27 protein-coding genes are annotated in these 26981 nt (G+C 69.1%); 18 read left to right on the top strand and 9 right to left on the bottom strand.

What is annotated here, in order from left to right; translation table 11 throughout:
* Positions 1 to 4 precede the first annotated feature (4 nt).
* Genes ACS5PN_RS15940 through murQ form a run of 3 tightly spaced genes read right to left on the bottom strand, consistent with a single transcriptional unit; the run spans position 5 to position 3284 of the window.
* Positions 5 to 1138 (bottom strand): acyltransferase family protein, encoded by a 1134-nt coding sequence (locus tag ACS5PN_RS15940; RefSeq protein ID WP_439464958.1) that lies wholly within the window; start codon positions 1136 to 1138, stop codon positions 5 to 7.
* Positions 1135 to 2406, bottom strand: a complete 1272-nt coding sequence (locus ACS5PN_RS15945; RefSeq protein ID WP_439464959.1) for an MFS transporter — start codon at positions 2404 to 2406, stop codon at positions 1135 to 1137. Before ACS5PN_RS15945 ends, ACS5PN_RS15940 begins: the two co-directional genes overlap by 4 nt.
* Positions 2403 to 3284 carry an N-acetylmuramic acid 6-phosphate etherase gene (gene murQ / locus ACS5PN_RS15950; protein WP_439464960.1) on the bottom strand — a complete coding sequence of 294 codons (882 nt, stop codon included), beginning with the start codon at positions 3282 to 3284 and terminating at the stop codon, positions 2403 to 2405. The genes ACS5PN_RS15945 and murQ overlap by 4 nt, the downstream gene beginning before the upstream one ends.
* 224 nt (positions 3285 to 3508) lie before the next feature.
* On the opposite strand from murQ, the gene bufA2 reads away from it, so the two are divergent.
* From bufA2 to ACS5PN_RS16000, 10 genes are all read left to right on the top strand, one after another.
* Entirely contained in the window at positions 3509 to 3766 is a 258-nt protein-coding gene (bufA2, locus tag ACS5PN_RS15955) for a BufA2 family periplasmic bufferin-type metallophore (RefSeq protein ID WP_439464961.1), read from the top strand.
* Positions 3767 to 3905: 139 nt separating this feature from the next.
* Positions 3906 to 4727 (top strand): MNIO family bufferin maturase, encoded by an 822-nt coding sequence (gene bufB, locus ACS5PN_RS15960; RefSeq protein ID WP_439464962.1) that lies wholly within the window; start codon positions 3906 to 3908, stop codon positions 4725 to 4727.
* Positions 4724 to 5503: an HvfC/BufC family peptide modification chaperone gene (locus ACS5PN_RS15965; protein ID WP_439464963.1), complete on the top strand. Its 780-nt coding sequence runs from the start codon at positions 4724 to 4726 to the stop codon at positions 5501 to 5503. Before bufB ends, ACS5PN_RS15965 begins: the two co-directional genes overlap by 4 nt.
* 68 nt (positions 5504 to 5571) lie before the next feature.
* On the top strand, positions 5572 to 6102 hold the full coding sequence (locus ACS5PN_RS15970) for a peroxiredoxin (protein ID WP_439464964.1): 531 nt from the start codon (positions 5572 to 5574) through the stop codon (positions 6100 to 6102).
* Positions 6102 to 7472 (top strand): amidase, encoded by a 1371-nt coding sequence (locus ACS5PN_RS15975; protein WP_439465572.1) that lies wholly within the window; start codon positions 6102 to 6104, stop codon positions 7470 to 7472. The genes ACS5PN_RS15970 and ACS5PN_RS15975 overlap by 1 nt, the downstream gene beginning before the upstream one ends.
* 134 nt (positions 7473 to 7606) lie before the next feature.
* Complete coding sequence (locus ACS5PN_RS15980; RefSeq protein ID WP_439464965.1) at positions 7607 to 8344, top strand: hypothetical protein; 738 nt, start codon at positions 7607 to 7609, stop codon at positions 8342 to 8344.
* The gene (locus tag ACS5PN_RS15985) at positions 8328 to 9410 is read left to right on the top strand and encodes a hypothetical protein (protein ID WP_439464966.1); all 1083 of its coding nucleotides are present in this window, start codon (positions 8328 to 8330) and stop codon (positions 9408 to 9410) included. Before ACS5PN_RS15980 ends, ACS5PN_RS15985 begins: the two co-directional genes overlap by 17 nt.
* A complete protein-coding gene (locus ACS5PN_RS15990; RefSeq protein ID WP_439464967.1) occupies positions 9377 to 10549 on the top strand; it encodes a S1 family peptidase in 1173 nt (390 codons plus the stop codon). The genes ACS5PN_RS15985 and ACS5PN_RS15990 overlap by 34 nt, the downstream gene beginning before the upstream one ends.
* 2 nt (positions 10550 to 10551) lie before the next feature.
* Complete coding sequence (locus ACS5PN_RS15995; protein WP_439464968.1) at positions 10552 to 10998, top strand: hypothetical protein; 447 nt, start codon at positions 10552 to 10554, stop codon at positions 10996 to 10998.
* 47 nt (positions 10999 to 11045) lie between these two features.
* Positions 11046 to 11348: a putative quinol monooxygenase gene (locus ACS5PN_RS16000; protein ID WP_439464969.1), complete on the top strand. Its 303-nt coding sequence runs from the start codon at positions 11046 to 11048 to the stop codon at positions 11346 to 11348.
* A 2-nt stretch (positions 11349 to 11350) separates the two neighbouring features.
* On the opposite strand, the gene ACS5PN_RS16005 is transcribed toward ACS5PN_RS16000, so the two are convergent.
* From ACS5PN_RS16005 to ACS5PN_RS16015, 3 genes are all read right to left on the bottom strand, one after another.
* Entirely contained in the window at positions 11351 to 11749 is a 399-nt protein-coding gene (locus ACS5PN_RS16005; protein WP_439464970.1) for a hypothetical protein, read from the bottom strand.
* A gap of 133 nt (positions 11750 to 11882) precedes the next feature.
* On the bottom strand, positions 11883 to 13355 hold the full coding sequence (locus tag ACS5PN_RS16010) for a hypothetical protein (protein WP_439464971.1): 1473 nt from the start codon (positions 13353 to 13355) through the stop codon (positions 11883 to 11885).
* Complete coding sequence (locus tag ACS5PN_RS16015) at positions 13355 to 13831, bottom strand: hypothetical protein (protein WP_439464972.1); 477 nt, start codon at positions 13829 to 13831, stop codon at positions 13355 to 13357. The genes ACS5PN_RS16010 and ACS5PN_RS16015 overlap by 1 nt, the downstream gene beginning before the upstream one ends.
* A 54-nt stretch (positions 13832 to 13885) precedes the next feature.
* On the opposite strand from ACS5PN_RS16015, the gene ACS5PN_RS16020 reads away from it, so the two are divergent.
* Both ACS5PN_RS16020 and ACS5PN_RS16025 read left to right on the top strand, forming a co-directional pair.
* Positions 13886 to 14506, top strand: coding sequence for a glutathione S-transferase (locus tag ACS5PN_RS16020; RefSeq protein WP_439464973.1), 621 nt, complete (start codon positions 13886 to 13888; stop codon positions 14504 to 14506).
* A gap of 260 nt (positions 14507 to 14766) precedes the next feature.
* Positions 14767 to 15165 carry a nuclear transport factor 2 family protein gene (locus ACS5PN_RS16025; protein ID WP_439464974.1) on the top strand — a complete coding sequence of 133 codons (399 nt, stop codon included), beginning with the start codon at positions 14767 to 14769 and terminating at the stop codon, positions 15163 to 15165.
* A gap of 4 nt (positions 15166 to 15169) precedes the next feature.
* On the opposite strand, the gene sppA is transcribed toward ACS5PN_RS16025, so the two are convergent.
* Positions 15170 to 17050 carry a signal peptide peptidase SppA gene (sppA, locus tag ACS5PN_RS16030; RefSeq protein ID WP_439464975.1) on the bottom strand — a complete coding sequence of 627 codons (1881 nt, stop codon included), beginning with the start codon at positions 17048 to 17050 and terminating at the stop codon, positions 15170 to 15172.
* Between the two features lie 85 nt (positions 17051 to 17135).
* Here sppA and ACS5PN_RS16035 point away from each other — a divergent pair, with 85 nt between their 5' ends.
* Both ACS5PN_RS16035 and ACS5PN_RS16040 read left to right on the top strand, forming a co-directional pair.
* Positions 17136 to 18788 carry an FMN-binding glutamate synthase family protein gene (locus tag ACS5PN_RS16035; protein ID WP_439464976.1) on the top strand — a complete coding sequence of 551 codons (1653 nt, stop codon included), beginning with the start codon at positions 17136 to 17138 and terminating at the stop codon, positions 18786 to 18788.
* Between the two features lie 99 nt (positions 18789 to 18887).
* Positions 18888 to 19535: a hypothetical protein gene (locus tag ACS5PN_RS16040; protein WP_439464977.1), complete on the top strand. Its 648-nt coding sequence runs from the start codon at positions 18888 to 18890 to the stop codon at positions 19533 to 19535.
* On the opposite strand, the gene ACS5PN_RS16045 is transcribed toward ACS5PN_RS16040, so the two are convergent.
* A complete protein-coding gene (locus tag ACS5PN_RS16045; protein WP_439464978.1) occupies positions 19532 to 20155 on the bottom strand; it encodes a glutathione S-transferase family protein in 624 nt (207 codons plus the stop codon). The genes ACS5PN_RS16040 and ACS5PN_RS16045 overlap by 4 nt on opposite strands.
* Positions 20156 to 20349: 194 nt before the next feature.
* On the opposite strand from ACS5PN_RS16045, the gene ACS5PN_RS16050 reads away from it, so the two are divergent.
* The 3 genes from ACS5PN_RS16050 (at position 20350) to purB (ending at position 24008) form a co-directional block, all read left to right on the top strand.
* The gene (locus tag ACS5PN_RS16050; protein WP_439464979.1) at positions 20350 to 21531 is read left to right on the top strand and encodes a YjgN family protein; all 1182 of its coding nucleotides are present in this window, start codon (positions 20350 to 20352) and stop codon (positions 21529 to 21531) included.
* Positions 21531 to 22553, top strand: a complete 1023-nt coding sequence (locus ACS5PN_RS16055; protein WP_439464980.1) for a M48 family metallopeptidase — start codon at positions 21531 to 21533, stop codon at positions 22551 to 22553. Before ACS5PN_RS16050 ends, ACS5PN_RS16055 begins: the two co-directional genes overlap by 1 nt.
* A 78-nt stretch (positions 22554 to 22631) precedes the next feature.
* Positions 22632 to 24008: an adenylosuccinate lyase gene (gene purB / locus ACS5PN_RS16060; protein WP_439464981.1), complete on the top strand. Its 1377-nt coding sequence runs from the start codon at positions 22632 to 22634 to the stop codon at positions 24006 to 24008.
* 54 nt (positions 24009 to 24062) lie between these two features.
* Here the strand turns inward: purB and ACS5PN_RS16065 are convergent, their stop codons facing one another.
* Positions 24063 to 24572, bottom strand: a complete 510-nt coding sequence (locus ACS5PN_RS16065) for a GNAT family N-acetyltransferase (protein WP_439464982.1) — start codon at positions 24570 to 24572, stop codon at positions 24063 to 24065.
* Between the two features lie 70 nt (positions 24573 to 24642).
* Here ACS5PN_RS16065 and ACS5PN_RS16070 point away from each other — a divergent pair, with 70 nt between their 5' ends.
* Entirely contained in the window at positions 24643 to 26865 is a 2223-nt protein-coding gene (locus ACS5PN_RS16070) for a putative bifunctional diguanylate cyclase/phosphodiesterase (RefSeq protein WP_439464983.1), read from the top strand.
* Positions 26866 to 26981: the final 116 nt, after the last annotated feature.

A 26981-nucleotide genomic window follows, 5' to 3' on the forward strand; every position in this document is an offset into this window, starting at 1 on the left:
GGCATCAGACTTTCACAAACCACTGCTTGCGATACATCAGCCAGGCGACGGCATACATGACGAGCACGAAGACGACGGCGTGCAGCAGGGAGGCATTCATCGGCGTGAGGCCTGAGTCGCGCAGCGGCGCATACAGCACGCGGCCCAGCGTGCGGCCATCGGCGAACTTGACCGTGTAGAGCAGCTTGGCGACCAGGCCCGACAGCGCGAACAGGAAGAGGGCGTTCATGCCGAAGACGACCAGCGGGTGGAGCACACGTGCCCAGCGCTCGCGGGCCAGCGGCTGCGGCATGGCGTCCAGCAGCCAGTGGAAGACGGCAAAGACCAGCAGGGCCCAGCCCGCCATCGCGAAGACATAGGACGGTGTCCACAGTGACTTGTTGATGGGCATCAGCACGCCATCCAGCACCTGGCCCAGCCACAGTGAGGCCAGGCCGGCGACGACCCAGGTCATGGTCTTCTCGGCGGGTTGGCGGTTGGAAGCCAGCACATAGCCGGCCAGCACGCCCAGCAGCTGCGATGCAACGGCGGGCAATGTCGACAGCAGGCCCTCAGGGTCCCAGGTCTTGGCGGACTTCCACAGATGGCCGTCCAGCAGCAGGCGGTCCAACCAGGCACCGGCATCCTTGCCGGGTTCCAGCAGGCCGACGTGGACGATGCCTTCCGCGTCGGGCACGGGCAGCAGGAGTTGCACGGCCGAGTAGACGGCCATCAGCAGCAGCGCCCACAGTGCGACGCCGCGCTGGCCGCACCAGATGACGATGGGCGCCGCCGCCAGCGTGCACAGGCCCAGGCGCTGCAGCACGCCGGGAATGCGCAGGGTCTCGAAGTTGAAGTTCGGGATCAGGTTGAGAGCCAGGCCGATGCCGATGATGACCAAGGCTCGGCGTGCGGTGGTCATCAGCAGGGCGGTCTTGTCGGCCCCGGCCTGCGCGCGGCGCGCCAGGCTGATCGTCATGGCCATGCCGCTGATGAAGACGAAGAAGGGGAAGACCCAGTCCGTGAAGGTCCAGCCGTTCCAGTGGGCGTGCAGCAGTGGCGCGTAGACGTTGCCCCAGTCGCCCGGGTTGTTGACGAGCAGCATGGACGCGATGGCGAAACCGCGGAAGGCGTCGAGGCTCAGGATGCGCTGCTTCACGTGTCCGCCTTCTTGCCGAAGTTGTCCGGCACCTTGATGAGGGCCGCCATCGCGAAGCTGGGCAGCGTGGCCACCAGCACCCAGGCGAAGAAGGGCACATAGCCGATGTGATCCTGCAGCCAGCCGCTCCACATGCCCGGGATCATCATGCCCAGAGCCATGAAGCCGGTGCAGATGGCGTAATGCGCCGTCTTCTGCGGGCCGTCGGCGACGTGAATCATGTACATCAGATAGGCCGTGAAGCCGAGGCCATAGCCGAACTGCTCGACGGCCAGCGCACTGCTGATGACGGCGAGGCTGGTGGGGTGGGTCATGGCCAGCAACAGGAAGGCGACGTTGGGCACATGCATGGCCAGCACCAGCGGCCACAACGCGCGCTTGAGGCCGAAGCGGGAGATGACCCAGCCGCCAAACAGGCCGCCCAGCGTCAGCGCGGTCAGGCCCACCGTGCCGTAGGCGATGCCCACGGCCTTGGTCGTCAGGCCCAGGCCGCCCTTGTCGACGGGGTCGAGCAGAAAGGGCGAGGCGAGCTTGAGCAGCTGCGCTTCGGGGAAGCGGTAGAGCAGCAGAAAGCCCAGGGTGACGGCGATGCCGGGCTTCCTGAAGAAGCTGGCGAAAACGGCGAAGAAGTCGGCCAGCAGGCCACGCGCTGCGCCGCGGCCCGGGCCACGCACATCGGCCGCGGGGCGGGGCAGCACGACCGCATGCCACAGGGCCAGTAGCACGAACAGGCAGGCCAGCAGCCAGAACACGACGGTCCAGGCCTTCACGACGCTGCCGGTGCGCTCGGTCAGCTCACCGGCCAGATAGACCAGGCCGCCCTGGCCACCGATATTGGCCAGGCGGTAGAAGGTCGAGCGCACGCCGACAAAGGCCGCCTGCTGGTGCTGGGGCAGGGCCAGCATGTAATAGCCGTCGGCCGCGATGTCGTGCGAGGCCGAGGCGAAGGCCATCAGCCAGAACACGGCCAGCGACAGCTGGAAGACATGGTCGGTCGGAATCGTCAGCGCCACGCCGGCCAGGGCCGCGCCGACAAAGAACTGCAGTACCGCCACCCAGGACCGCTTGGTGCCGAACAGCTCGGCCAGCGGCGACCACAGCGGCTTGATGACCCAGGGCAGGTAGAGCCAGCTGGTGTAGAGGGCGATGTCGGTGTTGGAGATACCCAGGTTCTTGTAGAGCACCACCGACAGCGTCATCACGACGACGTACGGAATCCCCTGAGCGAAGTAGAGCGTGGGAATCCACGCCCACGGGGAGCGGTTCATGCCGCCAACGCTTTGCTCACGCTGCCATCGGCGGCATCCAGCAGCGTCCGCGCAGCGTCGGCACCCACGCCGCGCTTGAGCATGACCAGGGCCGTCTTCACATGGTGATCGCATTGCGCCAGGGCCGCCTGGGCGTCGGCTTCGCTGGCGCCACTGGCGCGCATGGTCAGGGCCACGGCGCGCTTGACGAGCTTCACATTGGTGGCCTTCAGGTCCACCATCAAGTTGCCATAGACCTTGTTCAGCCTGACCATCAGGGCCGACGAGAAGGTGTTGAGCGCGATCTTCTGCGAGGTGCCGGCCTTGAGCCGGGTGCTGCCGGAGATGACTTCGGGGCCGGTGTCCAGTGTGATGCCGATGTCGGCCTGGGCCGTGACCGGCGCGCCCGGGTTGTTGGCGAAGCCTATGGTCAGCGCGCCGGCCGCGCGCGCGGCTTCGATGGCACCGAGAACATAGGGGGTGCCGCCCGAGGCCGCCAGCAGCAGGGCGACGTCGTTGGGGCCGGGGTTGAGTGCTGCCATCTCGGCGGCGCCCTGGGCGCGGTCGTCCTCGGCGCCTTCGACGGCGACAAACATCGCGCCCTGGCCGCCGGCGATGACGGCCACGGCCCGCTCGCGAGGCCAGGAGAAGGTGGGATAGAGCTCCACGCTGTCCAGCACGCCCAGGCGGCCGGACGTGCCGGCGCCGGCATAGAGCAGGCGGCCGCCCGCGCGGATGCGCGGCACGGCAGCGTCCACGGCGGCGGCCAGCTGGGGCAGGGCGGCCTTCACGGCGGCGACGGCGGCGGTCTGATCGTCGACAAATGCATCCAGCAGGGCCGGCGTGGCGTAGGTGTCCAGGTCGGGATGCCGAGTGCTCGGTGTTTCGGTGTTCAGCATGGGAGAGGTTGGCAGCAAGCTGCCGGACTCTAGCGGCTCACATTAGGGCATGACGAATGCCACGCGCCATTGCAGTCATAACGGTAGGTAATCAGAATCTGCCGGCTGGCTGTAAGGACTCGAAGCTTCATCCCGACACAAGCTGGCAAGTCGGTTCCGGCAGTTCAGGGCCCGACCTGTGGTGATTACCCGATCTCATCCACTTATCTTTTCTGGAGACCTCCATGAACGCATCCCTGAAGACCGGCCTGGGCATTGCTGCCGCCGCTGCCGCCCTGTTCGCCACCACCGCCATCCCGACGACGGCCGCTGCCGCCGACGGCATGGTCAAGTGCTCCGGCGTGAACAGCTGCAAGGGCACCTCCGAGTGCAAGACCGCCAAGAGCGACTGCAAGGGCCACAACGGCTGCAAGGGCCAGGGCTGGGTCAGCAAGAAGTCGGCCGACGAGTGCACCAAGGCCGGCGGCAAGGTTGAAAAGTAAAGAGTAAACCCACCACCCCCGAGACGCTCACGCGTCTCCCCCTCAAGGGGGCGCAGCCAGTGGCCTGGCAAAGCCAGTTCCACGGCTGCCGCTTGATGGCGTGCGAGCCTGTGGCCGCACGTCAATTCTTTCTGTCGTTATGACTCGTATTCAAGGCTTTGGCCTCGGCTTGCGGACCGAGAATTACGCCGCCTTCGAGGCTGGCGTCGACGCCGCCGTGAGGCCCGACTGGCTGGAGATCATTTCCGAGAACTACCTGGTGCCGGGCGGCCCGCCGCTGGCGCATCTGGAGCGCATCCGCGCTGACTATCCGCTGGTCATGCACGGCGTGTCGCTGTCCGTGGCCGGGCCGGCGCCGCTGGACCTCGGCTATCTGAAGGAACTCAAGGCCCTGGCCGACCGCCTGCAGCCCGGCTGGGTCTCCGACCATCTCTGCTGGAGCGCCGATGCCCACAGCCAGCTGCATGACCTGCTGCCCGTGCCGCTGACGCGTGCGGCGCTGGACCACGTGGGCGGGCGCATCGCCCAGGTGCAAGACGTCCTTGGCCGGCCGCTGGTGCTGGAGAACGTGTCCAGCTATGTACGCTTTGCGGCCGACGAGATGAGCGAGTGGGACTTCATCGCCCAGCTGCTGAAGGCCACCGGCGCCCAGCTGCTGCTGGACGTCAACAACGTCTATGTCTCGGGCCGCAACCATGGCTTCGACCCCGTCACCTATCTGGACGCCATTCCCGTCGAGCCGGTGCGCCAGATCCATCTCGCCGGCCACGAGGACCGCGGTGACATCGTCATCGACACCCACGACCATCCGGTGCGTGACGAGGTCTGGGCCCTGTACCAGCACGCGGTGAAGCGCTTCGGCACCGTACCGACCATGATCGAGCGCGACGATCACATCCCGCCGCTGGAGTCGCTGCTGGCCGAGCTGGCTGTGGCCCGCCGCCTGGCGGCTGAAGCATGAGCGTCATCCAGCAACAGCAGCGCCTCGCCGCCGCCATCCGCGACGGCGCCGACGCGGTCGATCTGCTGGCCGGCGACCATGCACTCGGTCTCGAGGTCTACCGCCATGCCTACCGCGCCCGCCTCGTCGCGGCGCTGACCGACAACTACACCGTGCTGGCCCGGGCCCTGGGTGATGAGGCCTTCGAGGCCCTGGGCCAGGCCTATCTGGCCGCCAGGCCCAGCCAGCACCCGTCCATCCGCTGGTTCGGCCATGAGCTGGCGGCCTTCATGGCCGCGGCCGACGACGAACTCGTGCCCCACGCCAGTCTGGTCGACTTTGCCCGCATGGACTGGGCCCTGCGCGGCGCCTTCGACGCGGCCGAGGCGCTGCCGCTCGACCCCGTGACGCTGGCCGCGCTGGGCCCCGACGACTGGGCCGGCCTGGTCCTGCATCTGCAGCCCAGCGCCCAGCGCGTGGTGCTCTCGCATGCCATCGAGCCCGCCTGGCGCGTGCTGCGCGAGTGGGATCCCGAGTCCGGTGACGATCAACCCGAGCTGCCCGAGCCGGTGCCGCATGAGCATGTGCTGCTGACCTGGCGCCAGGACGGCGAGACCCGCTGGCGTTCGCTGGAGCCGCTGGAGGCGGTGCTGCTGCAGGCGGTGGCTGACGGTGCCCCCTTTGCACTACTTTGCGAACGCGCCGCCACCGAGTTGGGCGATACCGAGGCTGCGGCCCCGGCTGTGATTGGCGCCCTGCAGCGTTGGCTGGCCGACGGGTTGTTGCGAGCGACTTGACCGACCTGGGTGATGGGTCATGGGAGCTTGGCTATCCTGCGCCCATCCGACCACCGAGGTTCACCACCATGTCCCGACTGCTGCTGACGGCCCTGCTGGCCGCCGCCTTCCTCCCGACCGCCCAGGCCGCCCTCAGCGTCGGTGCTCCGGCGCCCGACTTCAGTGCCGACGCCGCCGTCGGTGGCGAGGCCTTCAAGTTCAAGCTGGCCGAGGCGCTGAAGAAGGGTCCGGTGGTGCTGTACTTCTATCCCAAGGCCTTCACCAGCGGCTGCACGGTTGAGGCCCATGAGTTCGCCGAGGCGACCGACAAGTTCAAGGCGCTGAACACGACGGTCATCGGCATGTCCAACGACGACATCGCCACGCTGAAGAAGTTCAGCGTCGAGGCCTGCCGCAACAAGTTCGCCGTCGCGGCCGATGCCGGTGGCAAGGTCATCAAGGACTATGACGTCACGCTGAAGATGGTGCCCGGCACCATGGCCGATCGCGTCTCCTACCTGATCGGCACCGACGGCAAGGTCGCCGCCGTGCATGCCAGCATGAACCCCGACGGCCACATCGACGCGATGTTGAAGGCCGCCGAGAAGCTGAAGAAGTGATCGCCGGCCTCAGCGCGGCCGAGCTGCTGGCGGCCTACCGTTCCGGCGGCCTGTCGCCCGTCGAGGTCATGCGGGCCGTGCTCGCCCACGCGCAGTCGCGCGAAGGCGAACTGCATGCGCTGTGTGCCGTCGAGGCCGAAGCGGCTCTTGCTGCCGCCGCCGAGAGTGAGGCGCGTTGGCGCGCCGGCACACCGCTGGCGCTCGACGGCATCCCGGTCACGCTGAAGGAAAACATCGCCGTGCCCGGCGCGGCCTATCGCATGGGCACCGCGGCGACGGCCGATGACGCGGCGGCCGACTTCGAGGCGCCACCGGCCGCACGGCTGCGTGAGGCCGGCGCTGTCCGCTGGGCGCGCACCACCATGCCCGACTACGGCATGCTGAGCTCGGGCCTGTCCAGCCTCTACGCCGAGCCGGCCCGCAATCCCTGGGACGTCGCGATGACGCCGGGCGGGTCGAGCGCAGGCGCCGCGTCTGCCGGTGCCGCGGGCTATGGCCCCTTGCACCTGGGCACCGACATCGGTGGCTCCATCCGCCTGCCGGCCGGCTGGTGCGGCCTGGTCGGCCTCAAGCCCAGCCATGGCCGCGTGCCCATCAAGCCGGGCTATGCCGGCCGCGTGGCAGGCCCGCTGACGCGCACGGTGGCGGATGCGGCGCTGATGCTGGGTGTGTTGGCGCAGCCCGATGCGCGAGACCCGACGCAGCTGCCGCCGGTCGACTTCATGGTGCGCCCGCTCGATGTGCGCGGCTTGCGTATCGGCCTGCTGATTGACGCGGGCTGGGGTGAAGCCGTGCAGCCCGAAGTAGCCGCCGCCATCCACGCTGCTGCGAAGGCCTTCGAGCGAGCGGGGGCCATCGTCGAGCCGCTGGCCGCCTTCCAGACCCGCGAGATGGCCGATGGCATCGACCGTTTCTGGCGCATGCGCTCCTGGCTGGACATTTCGGCCCTGGCGCCCGAGCGGCGTGCCAGGGTGCTGCCCTACATCCTCGACTGGGTGGCGCCCGCCGCGGGCTATGACGGCGGCACGGTGTTCCGCGGTTATGGCCAGATGCAGGCCTTGCGCGAGGCCGCCAATGCGGCCTGCGAGCCGTTTGACTTCGTGCTGTCGCCGGTGGCGCCCATGCCGGCCTACCCGGCCCATCTCGCCAGCCCGCTGCACGACCCGGCCCGGCCCTTCGAGCACATCGCCTTCACCCTGCCCTACAACATGAGCGAGCAGCCGGCCCTGTCCATCAACGCGGGCTACACGTCGGCGGGCCTGCCGATCGGGCTGCAGATCATCGGCCGCCGCTTCGACGACGCCGGCGTGCTGGCCCTGGGCGCGGTCTGGGAGCAGCTGCGGCCCGCCCAGCGTCCCTGGCCGGCCTGACCGACCTCGACCCTTCCCTAGTCTGACGCGGCCTGCCGCGGGGATCCGTGGCTAGACTGCCTCCGCTGGAGGACACCGCGATGCCACGAGTCCCAAGGACTGCTGCCGCTGTCCGCTGCGGAGTGCGCGCCTGGATGGCGTTAGGGCTCGGTGTGGCCCAGGCCCAGGCGCCCGCCCCCGACTTCCAATGCCCCTCGCTGGTTGCCAGCACGGCACGCCAGCCGGCCTACGGCCCGGTGCCCGGCCAGGCGCGCTGCGAGGGCTTCTACGTGAAGAACGTGTCCCAGCCCTTCATCGAGTTGGTGTCGCTGACGCTGGCCGCACCGGGCAGCTGGGCGGCCGGCGGCGCCGGCCCGTTGACGCTGAGCGCCAGCCGGCGGCTGGACACGCATCTGCTGATCCAGCCCTTGCGATCCAGCCCGTTGTACCGCGTGGATGCCCGGCTCCCGCACGATGCCGGCCTGGCCTGGGACAGCGCGCCCATGCTGCAGGCCAGCGGGCTGGGCCTGCGCGATCTGGGCTTCCTGGCGCTGGCCGGTGGCGATGCCACGCTGCCCAGCCTGGTGCCGGTGTCGACGCAGGCGGGCACGTCCGCCGGCAACAGGGCCTATGCGGTGCTGAGGCCTTCGGTGGCGGTGTCGTCCATCGCCTGGCGCGGCTATCGCATGGCCGGGCCGGAGCTGCCCGACCCGGGCTGGCATGAGCTGAGCGGCCCGCCGCTGTTCGCTTGGGAGCGCATCGCGCTGCCCATCCCCTTGCCGCCCGATGGCCACGGCCTGCGCATCGACGTGCGCGCCCTCGACGGCCAGGGCCAGGCCTTGCCGCTGCTGCAGTTCAGGCTGGTGGGGGCCGACGATGAAGCCCGGCCCTGAACGCGCCGCCCTGCTGGCCCAGCGCGAGGCCCTCGCCGAGCGCCTGTCGCAGGGTCTGCGCGACGAGGCGCCGCTGGCCGCCTTGCAAGAGCTGCAGACACGCCTGCAGTTGATCGATGCGCGGCTGGGCACGCTGGACGACGGCCGGGCCCACGCGTTGCGCCGCCACGGCATCGCGCTGCTGATCGTGGCCGCCCTGGTCTCCCTGGCCGCCTGGGTGCGCGTGCCACGCGTGCCGTTCTCGCTGGAGCTGGAGGCGGGCGCCGCCCAGCTGGCGCTGCCGCAAGCCGGCGCGCTGGCCGGCCAGGCCATCGCTGGTGAACTGCATGCCGAGGGGTTCACGGCCCTCGAGTCGGCCGATGCCGCGCTGATGAGGCGCAGCCGCGCCGATGGTGCCAGCCCGTTGGCGCTGCGTGCCGAGCGGCTGCAGCTCGGCCGCGTCAGCTTCGCTGCCGGCACCGAGCTGTCCGTCGAGGCAGGCTCGCCCGCGGTGCGTCTGGGCCTGGAGGGCGCGCCGCATGCCGTCGAGCTGACCCTGGGTGGGCAGGTGTCGAGCAGCCTGGGCGGTGCGCCGGCCGAGTCTGGCAGCTTTGCGGTGGCCGAGTGGCTCAAGCTCTCTGCCGGCACGACGGCCACGGCCTTGTGGCTGCAACGCGGGGGTGACACGTCTTACCAATGGCACGGGCTGCAGCCTGCGTCGCTGCGCCTTGTCGAGCGGCAGGCGAGCGCCGACGGCCAGGTGAGGCTGGCGTCCTCGCTGCACCGTGGCGCACTGCACCTGCCGGCCACCGAACGCGACCTGCAGCTCGCCGCCGGCAACGGCCTGGTGCTGGAGGGCTTGAAGCTGGATCAATGCGAAGTCGCCGTCGGCGACGCGGTGGTGCTCAAGCTCAGCGGTTCGGCCCGGCACATCGGTGTGCAGACCGGCGACTTCGAGCAGGCGCTCGAGCCCAGCTGGCTGGAGTACGCCGCCCACAACCACCGGCTGGGGCTGCTGTGGAGCGCCGGCGGTCTGCTCTGGGGCATCAGCACATGGCTGCGCAAGCTGCTTGGCGACAAGTCCTGAACGCCGCTGTGCGGGGGCTGGCCGCGCTGTTGTGGCTGGCTGTGCTCGGGGCGGGCCAGGCGTGGGCACAGCCGACGAGCTTTCTGAGCGGCCAGGAACTGGGCGAGCGCCTGCGCGGCCATCTGGTGTGGATCGCTGCGCAAGACGTCGACGAGCATGGTTTCGGCCTCATCGTCGGTGCCGATGAACAGCGCCTGTGGATCGTCACCGCCCGCCATGTCATCGTGCGCACCGGCATGCTGGGCAGCGGCGAAGCCGAGCAGCTCAGCGCGCGCATCCGGCTGCGGCTGTGCAGCGGCGACGGCGCGGCGCTGGAGGCCAGTCTCTGGCCGGCCTGGGACGCACGCGGGGCCGACCTGGCGCTGCTGACCGCGCCCCGGCCAGCAGGCTGGCAGCTGGACCCGCGCGCGCTGGCGGCGCAGCCGGCCGGCGTCGGTGAGCCGGTCTGGTTGCTGGGCAGCAACGACGAATGCGGTCTGGTGCCGGCGCGTGGCCAGGTGCGTGCCGCGGCGGACGCCGGCCATAACCTGCGCATCGACTTCGCCGGCGTGCGCGGCGGCAGCTCCGGCGGGCCGGTGCTGAGCGGCAGTGGCGTCATCGGGCTGATGAAGTCGGCCGAGGACCTGACGACGACGGTGCACGACATTGCTGACGTTCGCCAGCGCGTGCAGGCGACCGCCGGCGCGCCCTGGGGGCTGGAGGCAGCGCGCAACATCGCGCCCACCGATCCCCAGGCGGCCCAGGTCGACCTGGCCGAGACGCTGAACGGCTATCTGCTGGTGCTGAACAACGCCTGGATGCTGCTGCAGCAGCCGACCGTGGCGCGTCCGACGCTGACGGACTATGTCGAGCGCTACAACGTCGCGCTGCGCCGCTTCCTGCGTGCCCGCGAGTCGCACGATGGCAGCCTGGCCCGCCACTGGCCCGAGCCCGTGCTGCCGGCCTGGCGGGCGCTGCGCGAAGAGTTGTGGGCCGTGCACCAGCACTTCTGGCGCATCGACCCGCAGATGGCTGCCATCTTCACGAACCAGCGCACCAGCCCCGAGCTGCGCGCCCAACTGGCCGAGCTCGCGCCCGAGCTGCAGCGACTGGAAAAAGACACCGCGCAATTCCTGCGCCTTCTGGCCAAGGAGCCTTGAACATGTCCACCCACCCCCAGCGACTTTCCCGTGCCGGCGCCGCTGCCGGTGCGGCCCTGCTCAGCCTGTCCCTGCTGTCGTCCTGCGGCGGCGGCGCCGAGGTGCTGCTGATCCCGCTGTTCGAGTTCGGTTTCTCCGGCGTCAGCGGCGCCACGACGGTGCAGGTTTTCTTTCTGCCCGACACGCCCACCACCAGCAGCGGCACTTTCAGCGGCGTCAACATGAACGTCGATGCGTTGCCACAGCTGCACTACGACGGCAGCTATTCGGGCTGCACCTTCAAGCTGACGCTGCAGGCGGGCAGCGTGGCCGCGGCGCCGATTGCGGCGGGCTACCAGGGCCGCTTCCTGACCAACGACAGCATCGAGTTGGCGCCCACCACGGGCGCGGGCCTGCCGACGTTGACGCTCAAGCGCCAGGGCACGAGCGTGCGCCAGATCGGCTGCTGAATCGGCTGCTGAATTCGGGGCATCATGCGGGCCAAGGAGGCCGCCCCATGATCCTCGTCCTTGGCCATGTCACCGCCCGCCCCGAGCACTTCGACGAGGTGTTGAAGCTCAGCCAGCAGCATGTCGAGCGCTCGCGCGCCGAGCCGGGCTGCATCGCGCATGCGGTCCATCGCGACACCGAGAACCCGCTGCGCCTGGTGTTCGTCGAGAAGTGGAGCGACATGGCGGCCCTGCAGGTCCACTTCCGCGTGCCGGCCTCGCGCGAGTTCGGCAAGGCGCTGGCGACGCTGGCGACGGAGGCACCTGGGTTGGAGATTTTTGAGGCCGCCGAGCTCAGGCCGGCGGGCTGAAATCAGCCCCGCGCCAGACTCGGGGGAAACGGCTGCTCCGGCAGGCCGGCCTCACGCAGCACGCGATTGACCTCCGTCCAAGCGGCAGCGGCGTCCGTGCAGACCTGGAAGGGGCGGCTCTGCCGGTAGATGGCCGCCATGTCGAGCACCATCGGGGCGTCTTCGTCGCCCGGCGCGACGAGCAGGATGGTGGCCAGCGGCACCGTCTGGCGCTCCACGAAGCCGCCCACTGTCTCCTTGAATTCGCGCAGGCCCTCGTCGTCCATGCCAAGCGGCCGGCGAAATTCCATCAGGCTGACGTAGCGTTTGTCTGTCGGGATGCGCTCTGCCGCGATATTGGTGCCCCGCTTGGCGGCTGCCATCAGCGCTGCGTCGAACGGGCCCTGGGCGATGTAATGCATGACCCGACCCAGGAAACCCACTGTGACGCGCCCGAAGCCGTGGCTGTCGGGCTGTTCGTGCAGGGGGGCGTTACCTGGGGCGTTCATGGACGTGGGGACCGGCAGATTTTGCGCCGGGCCTCGTCGACCGAGCTTACCGCCGCTTGACGAAGCCCAGCAGCGCCGCCATCGGCAGCACCGAGCGCGGCCGGTAGGGCAGGCGCCACAGCCCGCCGTGGTTGGCGGTGTGCACCAGCAGCTTGAGGGGATGGGCGAAGTCGCGCGCCGGGGTGCGCAACTGGTGCACCCACATCGCGGCCATCAGCGCATTCGTCGTTGCCGGCGCAAAGACTTCGACGCCAAAGGCCTTGGCACCCCGAAAGCCCGCGGCCAGCAGGGGGTTGGAGACGACCGAGGCGGTGGTGGTGCTGGGCGCCACATTGAAGGCGATGCGGTGGCCGTCGGCGCGCGCGACCAGGGCCCGCCATTGCTGCAGCCGCTTGGCCAGTGCGTAGTTGGGACCCTGCTCGACAACGAGGGCGTCCACCAGGCCCCAGTGGCCGAAGTCGCCCGCGTCGATCAGCGTTTCGATATGCGGCGCAAAACCGCGCCCACCACTGGACAGGCGGGCGCCGAACTGGGCCAGCTTCTTCACGACGCCGCGCTCGGCATAGCGGCGCATCACGTCGCGGGCCAGTTCCTCCGGCACGGCGAAGACATCGGTCGGCGTCGCCATATAGGCGAGCTGGGTGCGGGCGTCGGCAGCGCACAGGGCGCCGCTGATGGCGTCCATGGCGAGCGACACGCGCACATGGCGCTCGCCGTCCAGGTAGGCCAGGTTGGCGATGGACAGCGGCTGGCCCAGCGACGCCAGCCAGGCGGCGATCTCGGGCGTGTCGGCCAGCAGGTCGGCGCCGGCGTGCGCCACGTCCAGCGGCTGGCCCTGGGCAACGGGTGCCGTCAGCGTGGCATTGCCGGCGGCAACGGCGGCGGCGATGCGCTTCCACGTGGCGGCGCGGGCCAGGTCGATGCCAACCAGGTTGGCCCGCCATTTGGCCAGCCAGGCCAGCGGCCCGGCCTCGCTGCCGGCGCCGAGCAGCACGAGGTCCTGGTCGGACAGGTCAAACCATTCCGGATGGGCCAGGCAGTCGCGCAGTGCGCTGGCATGCGCGGCCTCGCAGACGCCGGCCTTTTCCCAGCGGTCGATCTGCTTGGCCAGGGCGTCACCCGACAGCTCTCGGCCCTGATGAGGCACGGTCCAGGGCGCCGGGGCCGAATCACCGCCGCCGCGCAAATGCAGGGTCTGGAAGCGGCGCTGGGGTGCGCGCATCGCGTCGGCCAGCGCGAGCGACTTGCCGCCGCGCATAAAGGGCAGCTCGCTCCAGGCTGCGGCCAGGCCGGCGCGTGCCGAGGCGACCACGCCGACGGGTTTGGCCGCCTGAGTCTGCACGAGAGCGAGCCAGTGGGCCGGATAGGCATGGCGCCAGTCGCGTGCGGCGACCGCGGCATCGGCGGCGCCGACATCCAGGCCTCGCAACGCCGCCGCCACGATGCGCTGGCCCGGCGCCCCGGTGGAGCGCTTGCCCTTGGCATCGAGGGGCCATTGCAGGCCGACGGGTTCCGTCATCAGCGGGGTGGCGGTTCTTGGGGGGGCAGGCCGGCCGCGGCCAGGTCGGCGTTGACCAGGGCCCAGGCGGATTCGAAGTTGTCGGCGCGGCGCACCGGCCGGCTGGCCCGCCAGATGTCCATCAGGGCTGGCAGGCGCTCGATGCCGGGGATGCCCGGGCGCACCAGGAAAACGGTGGATACGGCGACGATGCCGCGCGAACCGAAGGCGTCGATGCTGCGGCGCAGCTCCTGCAGCGCATCCGAGTCCATCTGCAGGCTGCCGCGGATCTCCAGCAGGTCGCCGAAGCGGCGGTCGGCCGGCAGGCGCTTGCCGGCCAGGGCAATGGCGCGCTTGACGGCCGCCATCAGCGGCGCGTCGAAAGGCCCCTCGGCCATGGACACCATGACGCGGCCGTGCACGCCCACGCTGACGCGGCCGAAGCTGGGCTTGACCACCGGATGGCGCGAGGGAGGAAGAACGGGGGCCGGGCTCATGATGTGAGACGATTTTGCACGCTTGAAAGCACGCTCGACAAAGGAGTCATGGCAATGTTGACCTTGTACGGCACCAAGGGTTCGGGATCGGCCGCCATCGAGGCGGCGCTGACGCGGGCCGGCCTGGCTTACACCGGCGTCGACGCGGCGTCCTGGAACCCTGGCCCGGAGCGGGATGAACTGTTGAAGGTGAACCCGCTGGGGCAAATTCCGACCCTGGTTCTGGCCGACGGCACCGTGTTGACGGAAAGCGCGGCCATCCTCATCCATCTGGGCCTGACGGCATCACCCGGCCTGCTGCTGCCGCTGGACGCGAGCGCCCGGGCGCGGGCCATCCGCGGCCTGGTCTATGTGGCGTCCAACTGCTATGCGGCCATCAGCGTCATCGACTACCCCGAGCGCTGGTGCGAGCCCTGCGACGACACCATGAAGGCGCAGATCCGCGCCGGCACGCGGGCTCGCCTGCACGAGCACTGGCGGCTGTTTGCCGACCAGTTCGAGATCGGCTTCGACGCCGGCTCGCCCGGCGCCCTGGAGCTGCTGGCGACGGTGGTCTCCAAGTGGTCGGGTTCGCGGCCTATGCTGCAGGCCGACAGGCCGAGCTTCTACGCCCAGCTGCTGCGCGTGGAACAGCACCCGGAAGTCGCGGCCGTCTTCCAGCGCCATTGGCCATAAATTGAGGCCCCTCGCCCAATCCCGCGTCGCTGCACGCGAGCGGGTCTGGTCGGTCTTGCAGACCGCGCTGCGGCAGTGCCGCAGCCCTTCGGCAGGCACATGCCGCCCACTGGGCGCCCTGTGTCCGGCCTCAGCCCCCGAGGGGACGACGATGCTTGCGGCATCTAGCCGCAAGCACATCGCCAACCCGGGCCGGCTAGGGAGCGGCCCGGCGCTCGGCCCGAAACTCCGATTCATCGACCAACAACTACGGAACAGGTATGACCCATCCCATCGACGCCTGGCACGAGCTGGCGAAAGCCCGCAACCCCCGCGCCCTGGCCGCCCTGCTGGCCGACGACGTCGTCTTCCATTCGCCCGTCGTGCACACGCCGCAGCGCGGCAAGCTGCTGGCTTCGCAATACCTCGGCGCCGCGCTGATGATCCTGGGCAACGACAGCTTCCGCTACGTCCGCGAGATCCGCGGCGAGCGCGATGCGCTGCTGGAGTTCGAGCTGGAGCTGGAAGGCGTGGCCGTCAACGGCGTCGACCTGATCCGCTGGAACGGCAACGGCCAGATCGATGACTTCAAGGTCATGATCCGGCCGTTGAAGGCCATCCAGGCCGTGCAGCAGAAGATGGCCGAGCTGCTGGCGAAGATGCAGCAGCAGTCTCAGTAGCGGATCAAGGCACAGCGCACAGGCAGTGCACCGCCGCGACCTTGTCCCACTGGCCGCGGGCGGAGTGCTGGGCCAGCTCCTTCAGGACCGCGAGTTCCTCGCGCACCGGCACGGGCAGGGCATCCAGGCCGAGTGAGGCACTGATGGAGGCGCTGAGGGAGGGTGCCAGCGTGTCGGTCAGCGAGGCCAGCAGGCGCTCGCCGCGGCTGAGGTCGCGCTCGACATAGGCCAGGCGCGGCTTCTCGCCGGCCTTCACTTCCAGCTTGGCCAGCTGCACGGCCGTCTGCACGGCGTCGTCGAACGTGCCCAGGCGGTCCACCAGGCCGCGCTCCTTGGCCTGGCTGCCGGTCCAGATGCGGCCCTGGGCCACGGTGTCGATCTTCTCGGGCGTGCTCTTGCGCGCCTGCGCCGCCAGCGTCGTGAAGCGGCTGTAGGTGTTGTCGATGCTGGCCTGCACGGCAGCCTTCAGGCGCGGGTCCAGCGGGCGGCGCGGGTCGTAGCCGCCGGCCAGCCAGGTCGTCGTGACGCCGCCGGTGTGCAGGGACAGCTTGTCCATCAGGCCTTCGGCCGTGGGCAGCATGCCGAACACGCCGATGCTGCCGGTGATGGTGCCGGCATCGGCGATGACGGCGTCGCTGGCCATGGAGATCCAGTAGCCGCCCGAGGCCGCCACGTCGCCCATGGAGACGACGATGGGCTTGCCGGCCTTGCGCGTCAGCTCCAGCTCGCGGCGCACGATCTCGGAGGCGAAGGCGCTGCCACCGGGCGAGTTCACGCGCAGCACGACGGCCTTGATGGCGTCGTCCTCGCGGGCCTTGCGGATCAGGCGGGCGGTGGAGTCGCCGCCGATGCGGCCCGGGCCGGCATCGCCATCGACGATCTCGCCCTCGGCCACGACGATGCCGATGCCTGGCTGAAGCTTGTTGGGCGTGCCGGCGTCCTTCAGATAGGCCATGTACTGGCCAGCGGACACCTGGCGGAAGCTCTTGCTTTCCTCGTCCTTGGCGCCCTTGGCGATCAGCAGCTCACGCATCTCGTCACGGTTCTTCAGGCCGTCGACGAGCTTGGTCTGCACGGCCAGCTTGGCGACGTCGCCCTGGGCGGCAGCGATCTGCGCGGGCAGGTCGGCAATGGTCTTGGCGATGCTGCCGGCCTCGAGCTTGCGGGCGGCCTCGATGCTGCCCGTGAAACCGGTCCACAGCTCGCCATAGACCAGGCCTTCGGCCTCCAGCGTCGCGGGGCTGGGGCCGTTGGCGGTGTAGGGCTCGGCAAAGCTCTTGTAGGTGCCGACCTTGAGGACGTTGGGCGTCACGCCGATGCGGTCCAGGGCGTCCTTGTAATAGGTGCGGTAGCGGCCGAAGCCTTCGATGCTGACCATGCCCATGGGATGCAGATAGACCTCGTTGGCCTGGGCGGCCAGGAAGTAGGCGCGCTGGCTGTAGCTGTCGGCATAGACCAGCACCGGCTTGCCGCTCTTCTTGAAGCGCTGCAGCGCGCCGGCGACCTCGTGCAGGCCGGCCAGGCCCGCGCCCTGCAGTTCCTCGACGTCCAGCAGCAGGGTGCTGATCTTGTCGTCCTTGGCGGCTTGGTCCAGCACGGCCAGCACGTCGCGCAGCCGGGTCTGGTGCGGCACGCTCTGACCGCGGGCCTGAGCCGTCAGCTGCTCGCGCGGGCTGCCGGAGAACTGCTCGACGAGATTGCCTTCGAGCTTGAGGACCAGCGTCGTCTTGTCGGCCAGCGGCTTGGGGCCGCGCGTCATGATGGCCATGACGACGATGAGGATGAGCGACAGCACCATCAGGTTCATCAGCGCGCGGCGCGTGCCGTCCAGCAGCCACCAGGCCTTGGAGAACAGCCAACCGAGCGTGGAGAAAAAGGACTTCATCGGCAACTACCTTGAGGGTTGATGCGGGCGATTGTGAGGGTCTTCGGCCTTAGCATCCGCCGGTCACGGTTTGTGAGGATTGCCCATGCTTGCTTGGCCCGGCTGGACGCGACGCATCAACGAGCACTTTCCACTGCGCTATCTGACGTGGATGGTCTGCGGCCTGCTGGCCCTGGTCTTTGCCATCGGCTGGATGGGAGGGCTCATCGACGGCGTGCTGGCCATCGTCTTCCTGGGGCTGACGCTGCTGGGCCTGCGCGATTCGCGCCAGACGCGTCATTCCATTCTGCGCAACTACCCCGTCATCGGGCATCTGCGCTTCCTGCTGGAGTTCATCCGGCCCGAGATCCGCCAGTACTTCCTGGAAGGCGACAACGACGCCGCGCCCTTCTCGCGCGCTCAGCGGTCCATCGTCTACCAGCGCGCCAAGGGCGATCCGGACCAGCGGCCTTTCGGCACCCAGCTCGACGTCAGTGCGCGCGGCTATGAGTGGATCAACCATTCGCTGGCCCCGACACATCTGACCAGCCACGACTTCCGCATCACCATCGGTGCCGGCCGCGCCCAGCCCTATTCGGCCAGCGTCTTCAACATCTCGGCGATGAGCTTCGGCGCGCTGAGCGCCAATGCCATCCTGTCGCTGAACAAGGGCGCCAAGCAGGGCGGCTTTGCCCACGACACCGGCGAGGGCTCGATCAGCGCCCACCACCGCGTGCATGGCGGCGACCTGATCTGGGAGATCGGCTCGGGCTATTTCGGCTGCCGCAACGAGGACGGGTCCTTCAGCCCGGAGCGCTTCGAGGCCAGCGCCCGCGACCCCCAAGTCAAGATGATCGAGCTCAAGCTCAGCCAGGGCGCCAAGCCGGGCCATGGCGGCGTGCTGCCCGGCCCCAAGGTGACGGCCGAGATTGCCGCTGCGCGCGGCGTGCCCGAGGGCGTGGCCTGCATCTCGCCGGCCCGTCACAGCGCCTTCTCGACGCCGGTCGAGATGATGCAGTTCATCGAGAAATTGCGCACCCTGTCCGGCGGCAAGCCGACCGGCTTCAAGCTCTGCATCGGCCATCCCTGGGAATGGTTCGCGCTGTGCAAGGCCATGCTGGAAACCGGCATCACGCCGGACTTCATCGTCGTCGACGGTGCCGAAGGCGGCACGGGCGCGGCGCCGCTGGAGTTCACCAACTACGTCGGCGCGCCGCTGCAGGAGGGTCTGCTGCTGGTGCACAACAGCCTGGTCGGGCTGAATTTGCGCGACAAGATCAAGATCGGCTGCGCCGGCAAGGTCACGACGGCCTTCGACATCGTGCGCCTGATGGCCCTGGGCGCCGACTGGTGCAATGCCGGCCGGGGCTTCATGTTCGCCCTCGGTTGCATCCAGGCCCAGGCCTGCCACACCGGCCACTGCCCGACCGGCGTGACGACGCAGGATGCGCACCGCCAGCGCGCCCTGGTCGTGCCGGACAAGGCCCAGCGTGTCGCCAACTTCCACCAGAACACGCTGAAGGCACTGAAGGAGCTGGTCGAGGCCGCCGGCCTGTGCCACCCGCAGGAGATCACGGCCCAGCACATCGTGCACCGCCTGGACAAGCACGAGGTGCGCCTGCTGGCCAATCTGCTGCCCTTCGTCGAGCCCGGCTCCGTGCTGCGTGGCGAGCTGCCGCACAACACCTTCCGCGTCTACTGGCCGCTGGCCAGTGCCCACAGTTTTGCGCCGCAGGGCAGCATCGAGCGAGCGGCCTGACCCCCAATCCAGTGCCGCCGGGTCGCGGGGGAACAGGCCTACAAATTAGGGGTGTGGCGGCCAAAACGCGCACAATGCGGGCGGTTACATCTGCGCCACATGCCGACCGTCTATCTCCTCCGCCTCAGCGAGCCCACGCTGCAGCGCACCCGCTCGCTGCTGCTGCAAGCCAAGGGCGTGGAACTGGCGGGCAGCAGCACCGTGCTGGCCGATGCGCTGGCCGAGCTGGCAGCGCTGCAGCCCGACATCGTCGCCAGCGACCTGCGCCTCGTTGACAGCCACGCGATGCGCGTTGCCCATGAATTGGGCCGTTTGCCGGTGCGACCCCAACTGCTGCTGCTGACGCCGACGGCCGACGATCTGCAGTTGTTCGCTGCCCTGGCCGCCGGGGCCAATGCCTATCACATCGACGATGGCAGCGGTGCCGGCCTGGTCGAGGCCTTGACGCGTCTGCACGGCCGTCGCGCCATGCTCAGCCCCCAGTTGGCCCGTCAGGCCATGGCGGCCTTCGGCATCGAGCGCAGCCCCTTGACGATTGCCCGCCAGGCGGCCGCGCCGCTGGACGCCAGTCCCGCCGGTCGCCAGATCGACCAGGCCAGCCGTCATCTGCTGACGCTGTTGGCCCAGGGCCTGCTGCTGGCCGAGATCGCGACGCTGTGGAAGCTGCAGATCGCCGAGATCGAAGGCCGCGTCTGGCGCCTGGTGCGCCTGCTGCACGTGCGCTCGCGCGAGCTGCTGATCGCTTAGGCCGGAACCGTGTCCGCGAAGCTCTGGCGCTGCGAGAGCTTGTCCATGTGACGCGCCAGGTTGGGGTGGGTCTCGCGCCAGTTGATCTCCGGGAAGCGGAACTCCAGCCAGCCCAGGGCGCAGCCCAGCGAGATGTCGGCCAGCGAGAAATGGTTGCCCGAGCACCAGGCCTTCTCGCCCAGGCCCTGGCTCATCGCGGCCAGCGCGGCGTGGACCTTGGTCATGTTGCGGTCGATCCAGGCCGGGCTGCGCTGCTCCGGCGTGCGATGCACCCAGGTGCGCTCCAGGCGCACCAGGATGCCGGCGTCCATGATGCCGTCGGCCAGGGCTTCCCAGGTGCGCACCTCGCAGCGCTCGCGGCCGCGCTCGGGGATGAGCTTGCCCACGGGCGACAGGGTGTCGACGTACTCGACGATGACGCGCGAGTCGAAGACGGCACCGGTGATGGAGTCCTGGCCTTCCATGACCAAGCAGGGCACCTTGCCCAGCGGGTTCATCTTCAGGATGGCGTCGCTGCCCCAGACATCTTCAAGCACCAGTTGGTAATCGAGCTTCTTCTCGGCCATCACGATGCGCACCTTGCGCACATAAGGGCTGGCGAGAGAACCGATCAACTTCATCGCGGTCATAGGGCAAATACGGGGATCACAAGTCGAAACGATTCTAGCCAGCGCCCCTGGGCGATCCGCCCGTGAAAAAGGCCTGTCGGCTGGGACCGACAGCCACGCAAGCGGGGGTTGCCAGCCCGGCTCGCGGTCGCCAGAGTGTCGGCCGGCCCACCGCGCAGACGGTGATTCGTTCCCAGGGAGATTCCATGCCAGAGCCTGATGCCGCCCCCGCCGCGGCTGCCGAAGCGTCGCCGCCCGTGCCGCGTGTCCTCGAAATCCGCTTCACGGGATCAGGCAGCGAGTACTTCCGCATCTGGTCGGTCAATCTGCTGCTCATCCTCGTCACGCTGGGGCTCTACCTGCCCTTTGCCAAGGCCAGGCGCATCCGCTACTTCTATGCCAACACCCTGGTCGACGGCCAGGCGCTGAGCTTTCACGGCGACCCCTGGAAGATGTTCCGCGGCTTCCTGCTGCTGGTGCTGCTGATGGCGGTCTACAGCGCCGCGGGCCATCTCTCCGGCACCGCGGCCTTCGTCGCCTTCCTGATCCTGTGCGCCGTCTGGCCGGCCCTGTGGCGGGCCTCGCTGCAGTTCCGCCTCGGCAACACCAGCTGGCGCGGCCTGCGCATGCGCTTCGACGGCTCGCTGCGGGACGCCTATCTGGCCTGTGCACCCAGTTACCTGCCGGCCATCTGCCTGGTGGGCGGCGCCACATCGCTGGACCCGGAGGCCCTCAAGGCGGCCGAGGGCTTCACGCCCGGCATGGCCATCTACTCGATCGGCGCGATGTGCATGACGTTGTTTGCCCCTTGGTCGCTGACGCTGTTCAAGCGCTACCAGCACAACGGTTATCGCATTGCCGGACAGCACAGCCGCATCAAGCTGTCGGTGGCCAAGCTGTATCTGCTGTCGCTGAAGACCATGGGCGTGGGCTTCCTGCCTCTGCTGCTGGGCGGCGTGGTGGTCGTGTGCATCGGCGCCGCGGGCGTGCTGGGAGGGGGCCAGAAGACCCTGCTGGCCGGCGTGCTGGTGGGCGTGGGCATCGGCCTGATGTATCTGCTGATGTTCGTCGTCGTGCTGCCCTATGGCGCGGCGCGCATGCAGAACCTGGCCTGGAACGGCACGCGCAGCGAGGCCCTGGCGTTCAGGAGCCGGCTGAAGTTCCGCGCGCTGTTCGGCCTGACGCTGAAGAACTGGCTGCTGACGGCGCTGACGCTGAGCCTGTACCGCCCCTTTGCCGCCGTGTCCACCGCGCGCCTGCGGCTGGAGGCCGTCAGCATCGGCTGCGACGAAGACCCGGCCGACTGGGTCGCCTCTGCCCATGCCGGGCATGCGGATGCGACCGGCGACATCGCCGGCGACTTCTTCGGTATCGACATGGGCCTGTGATGGACGTCGGCCCGCGTCTCACCGCCGACTGGTTCGACGGCCGCAGCGCCCGCGCGCGGCCGGTGGAGGTCTGGCTGGAGGGCGCAACCCTGCACTACGGCGAGCACAGTGTGGCGGTGTCCGCCCTGACCTGGCCCGAGCGCCAGCGCCATGGCCAGCGCCAGATCCTGCTGCCCGCCGGCGGGCTGCTGAGCTTTGCCGATGCGCCGGCCTTCGACGTCTGGGCCAAAGCCTCGGGCCGTGGCGACAGCGTCGTCGTGCAATGGCAGCAGAGCTGGCGCCTGGCCCTGATGTCCGTGGTGCTGCTCGTTGCCGGCCTGACCGCGGCCTATCGCTGGGGCCTGCCCTGGGCCGTGGACAAGGCCGTCGATGCCACGCCGCTGTCGGCCGAGCGGGCCTTCGGCGAGCAGGTGTTGAGCAGGCTGGACGGCGACTGGCTCAAGCACAGCAAGCTCGATGCCGAACAGCAGCAGGGCTGGCGGCAGCGCTGGGCCGATGCGTTGACGCGCGCCCGTGCCGAAGTGCCCGTGCCGCAGCGCTTCGAGATCCACTTCCGCGCTGGCGGCAAGGCCCTGGGCCCGAACGCCTTTGCGCTGCCGGGCGGCGACATCGTCATCACGGACGAACTGCTGGAGCTGCTGGCCGACGAGCCCGACGCCGTCATGACGGTGCTGGCCCACGAGATCGGCCATGTGCAGCATCGCCACGGCCTGCGGCTGATGCTGCGGGCCGGCGCGGTCAGCATCGTCGCCTCGGTCATCATCGGTGACTTCTCGGCGCTGCTGGCCTCGGCCCCGGCGGTGCTGGCGGGCAACGCCTATTCGCGTGATAACGAGCGTGAGGCCGACCAGTACGGACGCAGCCTGGCGCGTGCCGGCGGCGCCGACACCTCGCGCATGGCGGTGTTCTTCGAACGTCTGGCCGAGAAGCACAAGGCGACGGTGGAGAACAGCCCTCTGGCCATCGCGATCTCCACCCATCCGGCTGACGAAGAGCGGGTTCGCTTCTTCAGCGAGCGCTGAAGGGGAGGGGCTGCGAGGCCCCGGGGCGCCGCAGACCCTCCCTAGAATTGCGGGTTTTCCACGATCCGCCGGCCCGCCATGACCACAACCGACTTCAACCCGATCAGCGCCCTCTCGCCGCTGGACGGCCGCTACGCCGCCAAGGTGGCTGCCCTGCGCCCGCTGCTGTCCGAGTACGGCCTGATGCACCGCCGCGTGCAGGTCGAGGTCGAGTGGTTCATCGCACTGAGCGACGCGGGCTTCAAGGAATTCAAGCCGCTGTCGGCCGCCGCCCGTTCGCGCCTGCGCCGCCTGGTGAAGAAGTTCAGCGAGGCCGACGCCGAAGAGATCAAGGCCATCGAGCGGACGACCAACCACGACGTCAAGGCCGTCGAGTACTGGATCAAGCGCAGCTTCGAAGGCCAGCCCGAACTGCTCGCCGCGAGCGAGTTCGTGCACTTCGCCTGCACCAGCGAGGACATCAACAACACCAGCCACGCGCTGATGCTGAAGGCGGCGCGCGACGAGGTCATGCTGCCGGCCCTGGACGGCATCGTCGAGACCCTGCGCAAGATGGCCCACCAGTTCGCCGCCGTGCCCATGCTGAGCCGCACCCATGGCCAGACGGCCAGCCCGACGACGGTGGGCAAGGAGATCGCCAACGTCGTGGCCCGCCTCGTGGCAGCCCGCGCGCGCATCGCCGCGGTCAAGCCGCTGGCCAAGATGAATGGCGCCGTCGGCAACTTCAATGCCCATCTGTCGGCCTGGCCCAAGCATGACTGGGAGAAGTTCTCCAAGACCGTCATCGAGAAGCAGCTCAAGCTGACGTTCAACCCGTACACCATCCAGATCGAGCCGCACGACTACATGGCCGAGCTGTTCGATGCCTTCACGCGTGCCAACACCATCCTGATCGACTGGTCGCGCGACGTCTGGGGCTACATCAGCCTGGGCTATTTCAAGCAGCGCACCAAGGCGGGCGAGATCGGCAGCTCGACGATGCCGCACAAGGTCAACCCCATCGACTTCGAGAACGCGGAAGGCAACTTCGGCCTGGCCAGCGCGGTGCTGACCCATCTGAGCCAGAAGCTGCCCGTCAGCCGCTGGCAGCGCGACCTGACCGACTCCACCGTGCTGCGCAACATGGGCGTAGGCCTGGGCTATGCGCTGCTGGGCTACGACTCGCTGGCCAAGGGCCTGGGCAAGCTGGAGGTCAATGAAGCGGCCCTCGCCGCCGACCTCGACGCCGCCTGGGAAGTGCTGGCCGAGCCCATCCAGACCGTCATGCGCCGCTTCGGCCTGCCCAACCCCTACGAGCAGCTCAAGGAGCTGACCCGCGGCAAGGCCATCACCGAGCAATCCATCCGCGCCTTCATCGAGGGCCTGGACCTGCCCAAGGCCGAGAAGGCGCGGCTGCTGAAGATGACGCCGGGCAGCTATACCGGCCTGGCAGCGGACCTGGCGAAGAAGGTCTGAGGCCTTGCGGGGCAGACCGGGCGTGCGCCAGCAAGCCGCTCTGCCCCCAACTGGCTAGAGATCCAGTCTGAACACGCGAGAGGGCTCGTTGTAGCCCTCGAGCTGTTCCTGGCCCAGCTCGACGAAGCCCAGCTTGCCCAGCAAGGCGACGCTGGGCGCGTTGTCGACGGCGGTGATGGCCATCAGCACCGGCCAGCCCCAGGCGGCCTTGGCATGGGCCACGCAGGCCCGCGCCGCCTCCACCGCATAGCCCTGGCCCTCGTGCTCGGCCAGCAGTGCGTAGCCGAGGTCGGGCTCGGGCAGGGCGGGGCGCTTGAACAGGCCGCACATGCCGACCAGCACGCCGTCCGCGCGCCGCTCCAGGGCCCAGAAACCGTGACCGAGTTCTCGGTAGGCCTTGAACAAACGCCCCTCGGCCCAGGCCAGGGCGTCGTCGACGCTGCGCACGCCGGGGTCGTTGATGTTGCGGATCCAGCCCGGCTCGTTGACGAGGCGCAGCAGGAAGGGGGCGTCAAGCGGTGTGAATTCACGCAGTGACAGGCGTTCGGTATCCAGGATATGCATGAGACAAGACAATAACCGGTCATGCTCCGTTCCCCGAACAGCTGCCAGACCGCCGCCTCGTAGACCCTTCATGAGCCTTGCGCCCGATTCCAGCGACAACCCCGCGCTCAGCCAGGCTTTGCGCGAGCTGGATGTCATCCTGGCCAACGCGGGCGTGGGCGTGGTCTTCGTCAAGGCGAGGACGCTGGTGCGCTGCAATCAGCGCTATGCCGAGATCTACGGCTTCGACAGCCCGGAAGCGGCCGTCGGCACCAGCAGCCTGGAGCTCTATCGGAGCGAGCAGGATGCGCGTGGCCTCGGCGCCCGCGCCTACCCCGTGCTGGCCACCGGCGAGACCTTCCGCGGCGAGCAATTCATGCGGCGCCAGAACGGCGAGCTGTTCTGGGCCCACCTGACCGGCCGTCTCATCAACGTCGAAGAACCGGCCGACGGCTCGATCTGGATCGTCGACGACATCAGCGAGCGCAAGCAGGCCGACGCGGCCCTGCAGGACTTGCACGCCGAGCAGCAGCTCATCTTCGATCACGCCATGGTCGGCATCGTCTTCCTGCGCGGCCGCCGCGTGACGCGCTGCAACCGCGCCTTCGAGCAGCTGTTCGGCTACGAGCCGGGCGAGCTCGATGGCCAGTTCTCGCGGGCCTGGTACCTCAGCGACGAAGACTGGAAGGCCGCCGGCGACGCCTGCTACGAGCCGCTGTCGCGTGGCGACTCCTTCCATGCCGAGATGCTGCTGGGCAAGAAGGACGGCACGCCCGTCTGGTGCGAAGTGCGCAGCAAGGCCATCGACCGCAGCGACCTGTCGCGCGGCTCGATCTGGATCACCCAGGACATCACCGCCCGCAAGAAGGCCGAGCTGGAGCTGGTGCAGGCCAAGGCCCAGCTCGAGGCCCTGGTGGAGCAGCGCACCGAGCAGCTCAGCCAGACCGTCGAAGCGCTGGAGCTCAAGGTCGCCGAGCAGCAGGCCGCCGAGGCCCGCGCCGAGCGCCTGGCCCTGTTCGACGGCCTGACCGGCCTGCCCAACCGCCATCTGCTGGCCGACCGCGCCAGTCAGGCCATCGACATCGCCCGCCGCAACGACGAGCCGCTGGCCGTGCTCTTCCTGGACCTGGACCACTTCAAGAACGTCAATGACTCCCTCGGCCACCGCGTCGGCGACAGCCTGCTGAACCAGCTCGCCGGCCGCCTGCGCGGTGCCGTGCGCGAGCAGGACACCGTGGCCCGCATGGGCGGCGACGAGTTCGTGCTGGTGCTGCCGCTGACCGATATCGCCGGCGCCGCCCACCTGGCCACCAAGCTGATGGGCCTGGCCAGCGCGCCCTTCCATGTCGACCAGCAGGAACTCACCGTCACGCCGTCCATGGGCATCGCGATGTTCCCGACCGACGGCGACGACTTCGACACGCTGTGCAAATGCGCCGACGCCGCCATGTACCGCGCCAAGAAGGACGGCCGCAATGCCTACCGCTTCTTCACGAGCGAGATGCAGGCCCAGTCGGCCCGCGCCCTTCAGCTCGAAAACGCGCTGCGCCGCGCGCTGGAGCGCAACCAGCTCAGCCTGCACTACCAGCCGCAGTTCGCCCTGGATGCCGACGGCGAAAGCCATATCGTCGGCGCCGAGGCCCTGCTGCGCTGGAACCATCCCGAACTCGGCTGGGTCTCGCCGGGCGAGTTCATCCCGGTGGCCGAAACCTCCGGCCTCATCCTGCCCATCGGCGAATGGGTGCTGCGCGAGGCCCTGACCCAGCTGGGCCGCTGGGACGCTGCCGGCCTGCCCGAGCTGACCATGGCCGTCAACCTGTCGGCCGTGCAGTTCCGCCACGACGACCTGCCGGAACTCGTCGGCCGTGTGCTGGACGAGGTCGGCATGCCGGCCGAACGCCTGGAGCTGGAGCTGACCGAAGGCGCCGCCATGGACAACCCGGCCATGGCCATCACCGTCATGAACGAGCTGCATGCACGCGGCGTGCATCTGTCCATCGACGACTTCGGCACCGGTTACTCCTCGCTGAGCTATCTGAAGAAGTTCCGCGTCAGCAAGCTCAAGATCGACCAGTCCTTCGTGCGTGACCTGACCGACGATGCCGAAGACCGCGCCATCGTCGACGCCGTCATCCGCATGGCCAGCGCCCTGGGCCTGCAGACCCTGGCCGAAGGCGTCGAGACCGAAGGCCAGCTGGCCTTCCTGCGCCGCCAGGGCTGCCAGGCCGTGCAGGGCTATCTGTTCAGCCGCCCGCTGCCTGCCGAGGCCTTCGAGCTCTTCGTGCAGAGCCGCCAGTTGACCAGCGTGCTCTGATCCATGAGACAGCCGTCGCTTCAGCCCGGCTGCCAGCGGTGCCTGCACCTGCTGACCGAAAGGCGGGTCGCATCCCGCAATGCCCGGCCTTCGGATGACCCTGGACAATCCGCGGC

Origin of the sequence: Roseateles sp. NT4 (genome assembly GCF_051857475.1) — a bacterium.
Taxonomy (GTDB): Bacteria; Pseudomonadota; Gammaproteobacteria; order Burkholderiales; family Burkholderiaceae_C; genus Pelomonas.